Annotated in this window: 12 protein-coding genes; 1 reads left to right on the top strand and 11 read right to left on the bottom strand. The window is 40.4% G+C overall.

The genetic code is table 11. The features are described from left to right. Window positions 1-65: 65 nt before the first annotated feature. Complete coding sequence (gene dcd / locus J8M01_RS05710; RefSeq protein WP_211057319.1) at window positions 66-656, bottom strand: dCTP deaminase; 591 nt, start codon at window positions 654-656, stop codon at window positions 66-68. A 3-nt stretch (window positions 657-659) separates the two neighbouring features. Then, on the bottom strand, window positions 660-1,733 hold the full coding sequence (locus J8M01_RS05705) for an Mrp/NBP35 family ATP-binding protein (protein WP_211057356.1): 1,074 nt from the start codon (window positions 1,731-1,733) through the stop codon (window positions 660-662). Between the two features lie 170 nt (window positions 1,734-1,903). Between J8M01_RS05705 and metG the strand changes: the two genes are divergently transcribed. Then, entirely contained in the window at window positions 1,904-3,931 is a 2,028-nt protein-coding gene (metG, locus tag J8M01_RS05700) for a methionine--tRNA ligase (RefSeq protein ID WP_211057318.1), read from the top strand. A gap of 26 nt (window positions 3,932-3,957) precedes the next feature. Here the strand turns inward: metG and J8M01_RS05695 are convergent, their stop codons facing one another. The 9 genes from J8M01_RS05695 to fabF all read right to left on the bottom strand — a co-directional run bounded on the left by J8M01_RS05695 (window position 3,958) and on the right by fabF (window position 15,246). Continuing rightward, window positions 3,958-7,605 carry a two-component regulator propeller domain-containing protein gene (locus tag J8M01_RS05695; RefSeq protein WP_211057317.1) on the bottom strand — a complete coding sequence of 1,216 codons (3,648 nt, stop codon included), beginning with the start codon at window positions 7,603-7,605 and terminating at the stop codon, window positions 3,958-3,960. A gap of 63 nt (window positions 7,606-7,668) precedes the next feature. Beyond that, complete coding sequence (locus J8M01_RS05690) at window positions 7,669-9,531, bottom strand: metallophosphatase (RefSeq protein ID WP_211057316.1); 1,863 nt, start codon at window positions 9,529-9,531, stop codon at window positions 7,669-7,671. After that, window positions 9,524-10,309: a YchF/TatD family DNA exonuclease gene (locus J8M01_RS05685; protein WP_211057315.1), complete on the bottom strand. Its 786-nt coding sequence runs from the start codon at window positions 10,307-10,309 to the stop codon at window positions 9,524-9,526. The genes J8M01_RS05690 and J8M01_RS05685 overlap by 8 nt, the downstream gene beginning before the upstream one ends. A gap of 8 nt (window positions 10,310-10,317) precedes the next feature. After that, on the bottom strand, window positions 10,318-10,644 hold the full coding sequence (locus tag J8M01_RS05680; protein WP_192507100.1) for a PilZ domain-containing protein: 327 nt from the start codon (window positions 10,642-10,644) through the stop codon (window positions 10,318-10,320). A gap of 11 nt (window positions 10,645-10,655) precedes the next feature. Beyond that, window positions 10,656-11,555 (bottom strand): DNA polymerase III subunit, encoded by a 900-nt coding sequence (locus tag J8M01_RS05675; protein ID WP_211057314.1) that lies wholly within the window; start codon window positions 11,553-11,555, stop codon window positions 10,656-10,658. A gap of 1 nt (window position 11,556) precedes the next feature. Next, window positions 11,557-12,186, bottom strand: a complete 630-nt coding sequence (gene tmk / locus J8M01_RS05670) for a dTMP kinase (protein ID WP_192507098.1) — start codon at window positions 12,184-12,186, stop codon at window positions 11,557-11,559. Further along, window positions 12,176-13,138, bottom strand: coding sequence for an endolytic transglycosylase MltG (mltG, locus tag J8M01_RS05665; protein WP_211057355.1), 963 nt, complete (start codon window positions 13,136-13,138; stop codon window positions 12,176-12,178). The genes tmk and mltG overlap by 11 nt, the downstream gene beginning before the upstream one ends. A gap of 26 nt (window positions 13,139-13,164) precedes the next feature. Then, entirely contained in the window at window positions 13,165-13,947 is a 783-nt protein-coding gene (pabC, locus tag J8M01_RS05660) for an aminodeoxychorismate lyase (RefSeq protein WP_211057313.1), read from the bottom strand. 60 nt (window positions 13,948-14,007) lie between these two features. After that, window positions 14,008-15,246, bottom strand: coding sequence for a beta-ketoacyl-ACP synthase II (fabF, locus tag J8M01_RS05655; protein ID WP_192507095.1), 1,239 nt, complete (start codon window positions 15,244-15,246; stop codon window positions 14,008-14,010). Window positions 15,247-15,310 lie beyond the last annotated feature (64 nt).

Here is a 15,310-nt window from a genome sequence, read left to right as displayed (position 1 = left end):
CAGTATTGCCAGTTATGAATTAAAATATTCATATATTTTACACTGTCTTCTGAGACGCCTAAAAGCTAGGCTTTATTGTCATCACTAATGCGGCTTGCTACAGCGCTATTTTGCCCTTTGTATTTCGCATCTTTTCTCGCATTATATGGCGTTGCGGCTTCACTGCTCATCGTTTCAAAACTCAGTGCACCAATTTTCATATTAGGCCTTAATGCTAAAGGTAGCTTACCTGAGTTATAAAATTCTAATACAATGTTCCCTGACCATCCAGGATCAATTCTATGAGCTGTAACATGAACCATTAAACCCAATCGTGCCAATGAAGATCGACCGTCTAACCAACCAACAAGGTCCGCTGGCAATGTAACCGACTCAAACGTAATAGCCAATGCCAATTGACCGGGATGCAAAAAAAACGCTTCATTTTCTTCAAGTACAATTTCATCGCTCATGATCGACTCCATTGCAGCATTAAGCTGGTCTTTTGGTCCGCTCAAATCAACATATGGTGCAGCGTGATCTTGAAAAACTCTAAACTTATTCCCCAATCGTAAATCCAGCGTAATACCTGAAATCATTCCGTCTTCAGGAGACGGGTCAATAATAATGCGCTGTTGTTCTATCGCTTGTTTTATATGCGTATCTGATAATCTCATTGATTAGTCATCCGTTATTACAATATCGACCGTTGAAGTCGCTTGCGTTTGATAATGCAGTATGCTGCTAACAAGTTGAGCGCACGCAGTATAATTGCTTGCTTGATTTGCTGGCAGCGTTGAAATATTTCCACCTAGCTCTGACGTTTCACGAATTGCAACATTCAGTGGCACTTCAGCCAGTAAAGGAACACCATGACGACTCGCTAACTCTGCGCCACCATGCTCACCAAAAATATGATTTTTTTGTCCACAATGAGTACATAAAAAATGGCTCATATTTTCAATCAGACCTAAAATAGGTAAATTAACTTGATTGAACATAGCGATACCTTTTTGCGCATCTGCCAAAGCTAAATCTTGTGGTGTAGTAACAATCAGGGCACCGCTTGCTGGCACTTTCTGTGTCATTGTTAATTGTATATCGCCAGTGCCTGGCGGCATATCAACAATTAAATAGTCTAAATTACCCCAATCGGTTTCATTCAGTAACTGATTTAATGCTTGTGATGCCATCGGCCCTCGCCAAACCGTGGCGTTTTCAGCCGGTACTAAAAAACCGATCGATTGAATTTTTATTGCATCTTTTACGATAGGGTTGAGGGTTTTATTATCTTTTGAAGACGGCTTCTCATTTTTCACACCAAAAATAGACGGAATAGAAGGCCCATATATATCCGCATCTAATACACCAACATTCGCCCCCTCTGAAACGAGCGCTTGAGCTAAAAATGCCGCGGTTGTTGACTTACCAACCCCGCCTTTCCCTGACGCCACCAAGACGATGTGTTTTATTTTTCTATATTTAAACTGCTCAGGTAAGTGTACATTAATTGTAACCGTGACGCGCTTATCTAAGTGCTCGCTTAAATAAGTAGCTAATGCAGTGTTCGCACTTTGCACTGCAAATGGGACCGACAACGTAATATCTAAGACGTCTGGTTTGTCAGTATAACGCTCCACCCATTCATGCTCAATACCAAGCGGAAATACGCCACTTTTATAGCCTTCAAGTAAAGTAAATAACCGCGATTCATCGGAATTATCTTTCTTAAATAGTTTATTGATGCCAAACATAAAAATAAAACGTACTCGAGTGATGAAAAAGGCTTCGGAATTATGTAACATTCAACCCATTAAAACCAGTCTATTAATGCTTTACATGGCTACCAACTGGCAATTGTAAACTAAAACTTAGAGGGTTGGCTGTTTCTTAAACAGAACCGCTCAAAATTCACGGAACCGTTATGACTAAGAGAAAAATTCTCATCACCAGTGCTTTACCTTATGCCAATGGCCCAACACACTTAGGCCACATGCTTGAGTATATACAAACGGATATTTGGTCACGCTTTCAAAAACTACGTGGTCACGAAGCGTATTATGTATGTGCTGATGACGCACACGGTACTCCTATTATGCTCAATGCCCAAAAGCAAGGGATCTCGCCAGAGGAAATGGTGAAAAATGTCAGCATAGAACGCCAACGAGATTTCGCTGACTTCAATATTGAATTTGATAACTATCACAGTACGCATAGCGATGAAAATAAAGAACTGAGCGAACTGATTTATAACCGCCTAAATGACAAAGGGCATATTAAAAAACGGACAATTTCACAGCTGTTTGATCCTGAGAAAAACATCTTTCTACCTGATCGTTTTGTGACTGGTACATGCCCTACATGTGACGCAACAGAGCAAAATGGTGACAGTTGCGATGCATGTGGTGCGACATATAGCCCAACAGAATTAAAAGAGCCGCGCTCTGCAATGTCTGGCGCTGTCCCTATCTTAAAAGACTCAGAGCACTTTTTCTTCGATTTGCCTGCATTCGAAGGCATGCTAAAAGAATGGTTACATTCTGGTTCAATTCAAACTGAAATGGCTAATAAGCTTGACGAATGGTTTGCTGATGGTCTTCAGCAATGGGATATCAGTCGAGATGCGCCTTACTTTGGTTTCGAGATCCCAGGTGCTCCTGGAAAATACTTTTACGTTTGGTTAGATGCACCAATTGGCTACATGGCGAGCTTTAAAAATCTATGCGATAAAAAAGGCATCAATTTTAATGATTTCTGGTCTGAGAATTCAAATGCCGAGCTTTATCACTTTATTGGCAAGGATATCATCTATTTCCACAGCTTATTTTGGCCTGCTATGTTAGATGCTGCAGAATTCCGGAAACCAACGAATGTATTCGCGCACGGTTTTGTTACAGTCAACGGTGCCAAAATGTCTAAGTCTAAAGGCACATTTATCAAAGCTCGTACCTACCTTGAGCATTTAGACCCTGAATTCTTGCGTTATTACTTTGCAGCAAAACTCAATGGGGGGATCACTGATTTAGACCTAAATTTAGAGGATTTTGCACAACGTGTTAACTCAGACCTAGTTGGTAAAGTTGTTAACATAGCCTCTCGTTGTGCTGGGTTTATAACTAAAAAGTTTGATGGAAAAATCTCTGACACAATACTTGAGCCAGAACTCATTACAGAATTCCAAACAGCCGCTAGCGTTATTGCAGAGCATTATGAACAACGTGAGTACAGTAGAGCCATTCGTGAAATAATGGCACTTGCAGACAAAGCAAATCAATTTATAGATGCACAAGCACCATGGGTACTGATCAAGAACGAAGAAACTCATGAACAAGCACACCAAGTGTGTTCTTTGGGTTTAAATTTATTCAAGATCCTAATGACGTATTTGAAGCCAGTATTACCTGCTATGGCTAGTAATGTGGAACAGTTCCTAAATACAGAATTGACATGGGACAGTGCACAAGAACTATTATCTGATCACCCGATCAATAAATTTAAAGCACTAATGCAACGTGTTGATATGGATAAAGTCAATACAATGCTAGATGAGTCAAAGGAAAGTTTGGTTGCGACAACCCAAGCAACAATTGATCCAAGTAGCCCACTTGCGAAAGAACCAATTGCCGAAGAGATTGAATTCAATGACTTTGCCAAGGTTGACCTGCGAGTTGCCAAAATAGCTAAAGCTGAGCATGTTGAAGGCGCTGACAAACTACTCAAACTCACCCTTGATTTAGGGGGAGAAACAAGACAAGTCTTTGCCGGGATCAAGTCGGCGTACGCACCTGAAGATATTGAAGGTAAACTAACAGTGATGGTTGCTAACCTGAAGCCTCGTAAAATGCGCTTTGGGATGTCAGAAGGTATGGTCTTAGCTGCAGGACCAGGTGGTAAAGAAATTTACATATTAAGCCCAGACGACGGTTCAGAACCTGGCATGCGTGTAATGTAAAAATAGCCAAATTGAGAAATGGCCAATTAAGAGGCCATTTCTTTTACACTGTCGATTGGTATTTTTAGCTTCACAGCAATACCTTTTCCTTCTTCTGAGAAACACTTAATTTCCCCTTTTAATAGCTGCGTCACTAAATTATAAACAATGTGCATCCCCAGCCCACAGCCTCCCTGGCTACGCTTAGAAGTCACAAAGGGGTCAAAAATGGTTTTTAACATCTCCTCATTCATTCCTACACCATCATCCGTATAATTGACATACCAACTACTCTCATCAACTGCAACCGTCACTAACACCTCTCCATTACCACGTTTTTCAAAGCCATGCAGTACTGAATTATTGAGTAAGTTAGTTAATATTTGATAAATCGCCCCTGGATAGGTTGTTAATATCACAGTGTCACTTCCTGATACATGGATAGTGATCTCCTTGCCCTTTATCAATGGTTCTAAAGAATGAAATACATCTTCGACATATTCTTTAAGGTTGATTTGACGAGACGTTTCACTAGATTGGTCAACTGCTACTTGCTTAAAGTTACCTATTAAGTTTTGCGCCCTATCTAAGTTCCTCAGAATGAGCTGGTACCCTTGCGTTTGCTCTGCAATCGCTTTAACTAAATCATTTTGTTTCAAAGTTTTATCTGCTAATTTCTTTTCAACTACTTGCAAACACTCTTGATTATATGTCATCGCGGTTAGTGCGACGCCCAAAGGCGTGTTAATCTCATGCGCTACTCCGGCCACAAGCCCACCGAGTGATGCCATTTTTTCACTTTCGATAAGCTCTTGTTGAGTTTGTTTCAGTGTTAACATTGCCTGCTCGAGCATTTGATTCTGTTTATAAAGTTCATTTGTACGCATTTCTACTTTAATTTCAAGTTGCTCATTAAGCAGTTGTAACGCATTTTGGTGTGTTTTGAGTTCGGTAATATCTTTCAATGCCCCAGCAATTCGAATGGCTTTACCACTTTCGTCTCTATCAACCACTTTTCCCCGATCTAAAACCCATGCCCATTGACCACTTAAGTCTTTTACTCGTATTGCGATTTCATAGCTTTCAACGTTTCCACGAATACAAGCTTCTACTTTATCTTCTAATAAAATATTATCTTTTGGGTGAACAAACTGTATAAAATCGTCCAGCTGCATGTGATTCTCAGCTTTCCCATAATCCACTCGAGGTGAAACACAGTGTCTATATATCGTCTGTTGATCTAAATGCCAATCCCACAACTCATCACCACTTGCCCATAGCGACAACTCTAACCGTTGCCGTAATTCACTCATTTTCTGATTATCGGCCACGACCTGCCTATACCGCTTCTGCCTTATCCTTACTATCAAGATAATTAACGCAAGTAAGGTCAATACATATAATGTCTTCGCATATATATCCCACCACCATGGCGCATCTATTTTAAGCTCAAAACGATGTATAGGTGACTGCACATTAAAACGATTAATTGTATATGACTCAATAATATAGCTCCCTGGATCTAAGCGTAATAAATTGACTTGACGAACCCCTTTTGCCAGCTTAAGCCATTTATCACTCAACCCAATCACTCGATAATAGAATTGCTGTTGCTCCGAGCCATAATCTAAACTGGAGTATTGTAACGAGACAATATCTTGATCATATTTCAATAACAATGATTCAGCCAATTCTGGTGCTGTTTTTAAAAGCCCTTCATCACTTGGTGTTAAGCTCTTACCTAACAGCTCAATATGACTAATCAGCAACGGACTAGCTGAGTTATCTAAACGAAGCTTTTGTGGATAAAATTGATTAAAGCCCATCGCACCACCAATAAAAACACGTCCATCAGGTGCCAACCACGCAGCGTTATAATTAAATTCATTGCCTTGAACGCCATCTACCGGAGAGAAGTTATAAATTTCAAAGTTATTGGTGTTGATCTGACTTAACCCCCCACTACTGCCTACCCATAAATGATTTAGATTATCGAATACAAGACCCCAAATTGCGTTATTTGCTAAACCACTTTGCTGAGTAAAAACACGCTCAACAGTAAACTCTTTTGTCACCAATGATAGGCCTGACTCACTGGCAACCCACACCCGACCATACTGGTCTTGTTCAAGCATAAATACTAGATCTGATACTAATCCTTCTGCTGTTGTCAGATTCTCCAGTTTCCCATCAATATCTCGATACAGTCCATTGCCAATTGATCCGAACCACAGCTCTCCATTAACCACTGACATTGATGATACATGACTAGGCGCGTTCTGCTCATTTGTATATAGTGACTTTAGAGTCTCGGATGTCGCATCAAAATACATTGCCCCCATGGTTCTAGAACTAACTAGAACTCTATTTTTAAACAAAAACACATCATTAAAACTCAGTTCTGGTCCATTGCCTATATCGGGTTTTAAGTGAAGTAATTTCTTTGTTTTCAAATTAAACGACACCACACCGTTACCCCGAGTAGTGGCCCAAAGGTGATCGTCATCAAAAAGTATCCGCGTGACAAAGCTTCCGTCAAGTACCTTTAATAATGGATATAGCTCATGTGCGCCATTAAACCCCTTACCATCAAATATATGAACACCATTAGATGTTGCTAACCAAATTCGATCATTACGGTCTATGGCAAAATTACGAATATCAGCTGACTTGATTGGCGCACTGGGGTAATTGTACTCACTGACATGGCCAAATGATTCACTTAACTGGCTAAAAAAGTGCAGACCACGCGTTTCAGTGCCAATCCACAGATCTTGGTTTTTGTCCCTCATAACGGTGAGAATATTATTGTCCTGAAGACCTTCATGTTGTCGGTCACGTTTATACCAGTGATTTAACAACTTACCCTGTAAATCAAGTAGGTATACACCGTTGTCACTGGCAACTAATAATTCGTTGCCAGTGATGGCTAAACTATGAAGTGTGATGTTCTGCACCGCATCAAAATTACGCGACCATAAAACCCGTTGATACAAAGTATCATAACTTATCAGACGGTCTGACTTACTGATCAACATAGCGCGTTGACCTTGGTAAATCATATGCTTAAACTCACCGGAGAGCAGTTGTACTGAAGTTTGTGCCTGTTTATGATAAACCATAAACCCTTCATTGCTCAGGTAGAAATAATTGTCACCCCGTTGCACTACATTTCTTATGTAACTACCTTCTATTTTTAAAGCTTGGGGTACCAACGTCGCTTTATCAACTTCATAAGAAGTATTATCCTCGGTAGAAACAACAACATGCTCACCTTTACAATCAATCCAATTTACTCGGTCAGATCCAATAACCGGAAACTCGCTGGCCAATAAAGACGTAAACCGTCCTTCAACAGTATGATAAACACTTAGACCTGTACTCGTTCCCACCCACACTTTATCATTACTAACACATAATTCAGTAATAAAACCACCAGCCAAGCTTTTTACGTTTTGCTGCTGTGATGCAAATGTTTTAAATTCGTGCCCATCAAAACGATTGAGTCCAGCTTGAGTTCCGATCCATATATAACCAAACTGGTCTTGTGCCAGTGCCATAACAGTCACTTGGCTTAACCCTGCTCGGTAATCATAATGTCGCATGACCTGAGCGGTATCAGTAAATTGTGGGACTGCCCACAATAATTTACAGAATAGGAATAATAGACAACCAAGACAGTGAACGGTTTTCATATACAGCCATATGCAAGACTCGATTTATAAAATATAGCAAACTGTATAAAAACTAGGAGGTTTTTATTCTAAGTCTAAGCAGAATTTACTTTTCGAACCATCGCCATGTAATAGCTCATACTGTGCTAATTTTCCTTGCTCTAACGTAATAAGGCTTATCGCACTATGAGATACTAAATAGGGTTGCTTTTGATCACCCTCTTGAAGCGGGTGCTTGTTTACTTCCATTTGCCAACGCTTGGTGAAAAAGTTAAGAGGACTCCAAGGGCCATAAAAAATTGAATCTAATTTGTCTAAACAAGCAATGAGCTTTTTTGGAAATTCATTTTTAATGCCTGATGCAGTTAATTGCCAAATACGGTTATCATGGCGACCAAATCGGCTTTGCACTGAAAAACAAAAGGAGTAATGTACATCTCCTGATAATATAATTGTTTCTCTTGGAGTGTCTGGCCGTTTAAAAATATCCAATAGCTTCCTTGCTGATCCCTCATGGGCCATCCAATTTTCAACATCTACAACAAGAGGTTGACCGCAAAAATTAAAAAGTGCTTGGATCGCTTCAATCGACTTAACACCAAATACTGGCGGGGGTGATACCAGTATCACGGCATCATGATCAACGAGCATGTCTTGCAACTCCATCAACATTTCCCAGTCCATTAAGCCACTGGGTTCTCCGAAATTTTGCTCATTTCGCCAGCGGTGTGTTCGCGTATCCAGCACCACAACTTTCGGGTATGTATTTAAACAAAAGTGCCACCGACCAAATCGCTGTAATGATTTATCTAATGTGTCAAAATGCCAAGTTTCACCTCTAAAGCTGGCTTCAAAAGGTGCTATAAGCGCTTCAGAATCACTCATCGCGTCATTACCTAGACCTTGGAACAACCAATAACTCAACAATCCGTTGTTAATGATCCTACGGCTCGCATAATTGCTCGCTATTGCTTGTTCCCATTGTGCAGTTAAATTCCAATCATCAGTGACATCGTGATCATCAAACATCATGAGTGTTGACGTATTGGCAAACAACCGTTGCGCCTTTGGTAATTGGGTAATAAAGGTTTGTAATGCGATCCACTCGTTAGAAAACTTGCTCACCTTGGCTGGATTGTTGCCGTCGTACGTAATTAAACTTCGATCAATCAAAGTCCATGCAATAGGACTAAAAGCGAGCAAATAGTAAGCGATAAACTCTTCAAAATGAATAAGGTGATTACATGCATGTGCACTGGTAAAGTGTGGCTCATCTTTTTTAAAGTGATACCCCAAAGACCATTTACTGCACTTTTGCCATGGGGTTTTTGGCAAAAAGTTATGTCGGCTGAATAGTTGTTCTTGTCGCAACTTAGGTAATTGCAACCCATTGTCCGCTTCTTTATACAAGCCAAGTTTATCTATTAACTGACCTATAGCAAGTAGCATTGCTCCCGCTACATCATCTGCATAGATCTGATCGCCAGACATTAACAATAAGCTTGGGCCAACTTGCCTGCGCTGTCGATATTGCTGTACTTGATCATCGGCACTGGCTAAGCTATCTGCACTAGGGTGATGGGGGTTACGACATGAGCCATGTAGAATTTGAGTCAGGTTATGCGGAATAACAATTTGTGGTGATGACAACCCAGCATAGCAAAGCGCATCAAGTTGCTGCATAACACCATCAAAGTACAGCATATAATCTAAGGCTACATCGACTGAAAACTCATTTTGGTATGGCCTGATAATCACAGTATGTAAAAAGCAAGACTGACCTAAATTAAGCGTTTTTTGTTCACTCTGTACAGTATAATCAGCCACAGTGAACTCTACTCGTACCGCAACACTAGTAACCAATTGAACACATACTTGATGACGCTCGGCGCGACGAATAATCGGGCCAAGTAACATCAAGGGTAAATTGCTAGTACAATCAGACATTCACTTTTGACGCTAAGTTAAATAAGCGATAAAAGTTTTCTGTGGTCGCATCAGCCAATGATTTAAACGGCAAGCCTTTTAAATCCGCAATATAATAGCCCACATCTTGTACATAAGCTGGTTGATTAGTTTTTCCTCGATAAGGAACCGGTGCTAAATAGGGTGAGTCTGTTTCTATCAATAACCTATCTAGAGGCAGTTGCTTAACAACTTCTTTTAGCTCAATTGCATTTTTGAACGTGACAATTCCTGAAATCGAGATGTAAAACCCCATATCAATGGCCTTTTTAGCCATATCCCAATCTTCTGTAAAACAATGTAATACGCCACCACATCGCTCAGCATTATGTGACTTCATAAGAGAAATGGTATCTTCTCTTGCATCTCGAGTATGAATAATAAGTGGTTTGTTTAACTCATTGGCTACTTCAATATGCCCGACAAAACTGTCTTGCTGCACTTTATGTGTGTCTTTTGCGTAATAATAGTCCAGCCCAGTTTCACCCACAGCCACTACACGCTCATGGGATGCTAATGTTCGCAGCAATGCTTTATCCAATTGATCTTTTTGGTCTAAAGGGTGAACGCCACAGGATGCGGAAATATCTTTATAAGGGAGAATAGTTGCAAGCATGTTAGGGAACTGCTCTAAGGTCACGCTTACACACAAAAAGTGCTCTACTTGTCTTGCTCTTGCAGCTTGTAAAATTTCAGGTAAGTCCTGACCTAGCTTGTCAAACTCAAGTCTATCTAAATGGCAATGGGAATCTACAATCATAACTACTCTTACATGGTGTAGGTGGGTTTATCGGCATTAAGCATCGTACCCAATAACTTAATTATTTTATCGTTAACACGATCTTTGTCTTCAGTAAAACCGATGCCAACACCGGGTGGATTTGAATTTTGCGCACCTTGAGGTGTGATCCATACGATCTTGCCCAAAACTAAGTCATGCTCTAATGCATCAGGTAATGTTACTCTCATATTGACAGCCTGACCCAATTCATAGCGTGTATTTGTTTTAATAAACAAACCACCGTGCTTTAAAGCTGGCATATAACAACGATACAGTTCATCTAAATCTTCAAAATCTACTAATAACTCTTGCACAATGTTACATCCTATTTTATTGCGTTTTGTAACGTATATATTAGCTTAGCTAACCCTAACGATTGATTTAAGCCTAGGATCTGTTGTGTATCTAACATAAAGCGATGCAGAGCTTTTTGCGCATCATTATAAGCGCTAAAACCCAAACCTTGTTGTAAGCGGTATTTAAGCTGTTGATTGATAAACACGTAAAAAACAGAGTTCAATTGAGTGTGCTCTGTCAAAATCCCTTGTACTTCAGCAAAATTATGACTTTCTTTTAAGTGACTTGCAAATAAGTAGAGTGCTTGAATTTTATCTAGCATACCATCTTCGTGCCACTGTACTAGTTTTAAAGGTTGCAAATAGAACTGCTCTACCCATACAAATTCATGCAATGGAATATGCTGCTCTGATAACCAGTTTTGTGCACACGACACCTCACTCACAGCCACAGATTGCTGACCACAGCGGCTGAGAACCGTTGCTGGTAATTGACTTTTATCATTGCACGTTAACAAGATATATCGATTTAAGTTCGGCTCTTCTAATGTTTTTAACAATGCATTAGCCGCAGAATGCGTCATTTTTTCAGCATCTTTGATAAGGACAACTTTATTGCCACCTTGTAGCGCTGAGTGGTGTATAAAATCACTTAGGGCCCGAATAGCATCTACACCAATACTATTTGATTCCGCACTTATTAGCAGCTTATCTGGGTGAGTCTCTGCTGCCAGTAGCCCACAAGCCTTACAGGCATTACAAGCTCTAAAACCCTCTGGTCGCTCACATAATAATGTACTCGCAAGCACTTTAACTAAATCAAATTTGCCAACACCAGGTAAACCAATAAATAATTGTGCATGATGAAACCGCTTTTGCTGGAAGCTATCTTGTAATTGCTGCCATAAAGCATGTTGCCAAGTATACATACTATGCTTTCACACCAAGATAAAATGTGTCTAATGCAGCAATAATATCTTTATGTACACGCTCTATTGGCTGTTCAGCATTAATAATGACGCAGTGTTCATCAGCGTTTGCAAGCGTTAAATACCGCGCACGCGTCCGCTCGAAAAAACTCATCGCTTCAAGTTCAATTCTATCAAGCTCTCCACGGCCTTTAGCCCGAGCTAACCCGATTTCGGGTCTAATATCTAAATATAGCGTCAAATCAGGCTTTAATCCTTGTAAAACGATACCAGAAAGTGCAGTTAACGCCTCTTGCGGTAAACCTCTGCCGCCCCCTTGATATGCTTGTGATGACATATCATGGCGATCACCAACTACCCACTGACCTTTGTTAAGCGCCGGTGTGATAACATTATGCAATAGCTGCATACGGGCTGCATACATCATCATAAGTTCTGTTTCTGCTGCAATGCTTTCTTCATGCTGCTGTTTGACAAGATCACGTAGAGCTTCTGCTAATGGCGTTCCTCCTGGTTCTCTAGTCTGAATAAAGTCAATGGCTTTATCCGCTAAAAACTGCTGGCATGCCTGCATTGCCGTTGACTTACCCGCGCCTTCAAGGCCCTCTATTACGATAAACTTAGCTGTCATTACGTCTCTTTAAAATATACTTTTGCACAGCGCGATTATGCGCTGCTAAATCTTTTGAAAATTGATGCTGTCCATTACCCTTGGCAACAAAATAAAAATAATTCGATGCCTCGGGGTGCAAAGCTGCCCGAATAGCATCTTGTGATGGCATTGCAATTGGCGTTGGGGGTAACCCATCTATTCTATAAGTATTATATGGTGTCAATTGCCGTAAATCTTGCCGTTTAATATCCCCATCAAATTGCTCTCCCAAGCCGTAAATCACCGTAGGATCGGTCTGCAACCGCATTTTAGCGTGTAATCTATTTATGAAAACCGACGAAATAAGGCCCCGCTCTGGCGCATAACCTGTTTCTTTTTCAATGATTGAAGCCAATATTAATGCCTGATATGGTGTGTTTATTGGCAAATTATTTGCGCGATTATTCCATTCTATATTTAAAACTTCATCCATTTTACTTTTGGCTCTTTGGATGATTGACACCGCACTCGTGCCAGCAGTATAAGCATAAGTTTCTGGGAGTAAATACCCTTCAGCAGACCCTTCAAGTGCCAGTAACTCTGTAAGCTTTTCTAATTCAACATCATACTCAATAAAACGACTGGCTTTAAGTTTAGCTAGAACACCACGAAGCTGCTCGCCTTCAATGATTGTAAAAAAAAACTGCTGTTGCTGCCCTTCATTAATTTTATTAATTGCAGAAAGCACCGTTAAACCACGTAAATCGTAAACACCGGCCTTCAATATAACTTTTTCGGGGAATAATTTGGCATAGAGCTTATAAGGTAGGCAGGATTCTAACAACTGTTTGTCTTGCCATGACCGACATAGCTGATTAAACCCTATGCCTTGCTTAACATGATACAAACTTTGTACATTGTTAAGTGGCAATACCTTAAACTTCGATATTTTATATGTCAAAAATATCCCTATAAAGACGATTAAAGTCATTAGTAACAGCAAAGTTTTTTTCACTTCTATACCTTGTTATTGAGTTTTCTAATGGCTTGGCATGCCATGTCTAAATCATAAACTTTATTCTCTAATTGAGAAACATGAATACATTCCATTAAACTATTACATACCACAACCACATCCATCTCAAGTAGTTGGTCTAATTTTATTTGTATAGGCTTAATTAGATTCTGTTGAGCTAAGTGTTTTAGATATACCCCTTCAATACCACATTTATCTAGTTGCGGTGTGTAAAACACACCATTTTTGCAAGCTATAATGTTTCCAACAGATGTTTCTATAACGTGGTTGTCTATATCCATCACAAGCACATCATCAACACTAAACTGCATTGCGTCCTGCTTAATCAAAACTTGCTCTAACCTATTTAACGTTTTTAGACCCGCCAATAATGGCTGATGCCCCAATTGGATATTGCTAATGCCCAAGCGTAAGCCACTTTGAGAGAGCTGCTTGTAATGCCCTGGAAATTCACTCACTGATACATATATCGTTGGAAGCACGGCTGTTGGTGGGGTATAACCTCGTCCGCCCACACCACGAGTAACGATTATTTTCAAAACTGCGTGTTGATGCTCTGCCGCTACATTTTCGCAATGCGTTGTTAAATATTGCCAGTTAAGCGCCGTAAACCCCAATCTCTCTTGGCATTGCTGTAATCGCTGTAGATGCAATGACCAAAGTGACAGTTGTCCTGCTGTGATCTGCACCGTCGTAAAAAAACCGTCTCCATACTGCAGTCCGCGGTCTTTGCAAGAGATCGTATCTGTCGTTACTATATTCATCTAACACCTACAAAAAAAGCCTGGCATTGCCAGGCTTTTATTTTCCTTACTGACTAGATATTATACCCTTTTAAACAGTAAAGAACCATTTGTGCCACCAAAACCAAAGGAGTTACATAGCGCATACTCTAATTTAGCATCTCGTGCCGTATGGGCGATGTAGTCAAGATCACACCCTTCATCAGGATTATCTAGGTTAATCGTTGGTGATACTTTTTGTTCTTGTAATGACAAAGCGGTAATAATTGACTCAACAGAACCTGCCGCCCCAAGCAAGTGCCCCATCATTGATTTAGATGAACCAACCATTACTTTATCTGCAGCTGCACCAAACACAGACTTAACAGCTTGAGTTTCTGCTTTATCACCTGCATTTGTTGATGTACCGTGAGCATTAATATACCCAATTTGATCGGCATTAACTCCTGCATCATTTAGTGCATTGACCATAGCTAATGCTGCACCTGAACCATCTTCTGGCGGTGAAGTCATGTGAAATGCGTCACCACTCATGCCAAACCCAACAAGTTCGGAATAAATTTTTGCACCTCGCGCTTTAGCATGCTCATATTCTTCAAGCACCATAACACCCGCACCATCCGACAACACAAAACCATCACGATCTTTATCCCATGGACGAGATGCTGCTTGTGGATCGTCGTTGCGAGTTGATAATGCTCTTGCGGCGCTAAAACCACCCATTCCTATCGGTGTTGAGGCTTTCTCTGCACCACCAGCAACCATGGCATCTGCATCGCCATATGCGATCATACGCGCGGCGTGTCCAATATTATGAAGCCCTGTTGTGCACGCTGTTACAATAGAAATATTTGGGCCTCTAAGGCCGTGCATAATTGATAGATGACCAGAAATCATATTAATAATGGTCGACGGCACATAAAATGGTGATAATTTACGTGGACCACTGTTTAATAGCTTAATATGATTCTCTTCTATCAATGTCAGTCCACCGATACCAGAACCAACGGCAACCCCTATACGCGGTGCATTTTCGTCTGTTATCTCTAGACCTGAATCTTTAAAAGCTTGAACTCCCGCAGCGATACCATATTGGATAAATAAATCCATTTTCTTAGCATCTTTCTTTGGCATAAACTGTGTTACATCAAAGTCGTTAACCAACCCTGCAAACTTAGTTCCAAAACTTGAAGTATCAAAATGAGTAATGTTTTCGATGCCACTTCGGCCATCTAATAAGCCCTGCCAGGTTGATGATACATCATTACCTAGCGGCGTAAGCATACCTAAGCCAGTTACTACAACTCGACGTTTAGCCACGGAGTCCTCCAAAAAAGGGATTATTATATTTTACGAGGGGATATAAAGACTAAGGGCAGCGAAT

This window comes from Pseudoalteromonas sp. MMG005, assembly GCF_018101015.1.
Lineage (GTDB): Bacteria > Pseudomonadota > Gammaproteobacteria > Enterobacterales > Alteromonadaceae > Pseudoalteromonas > Pseudoalteromonas aurantia.
The sequence above is the reverse complement of the archived record's forward strand: the minus strand, read 5'-3'. Positions and strand labels throughout refer to the sequence as shown.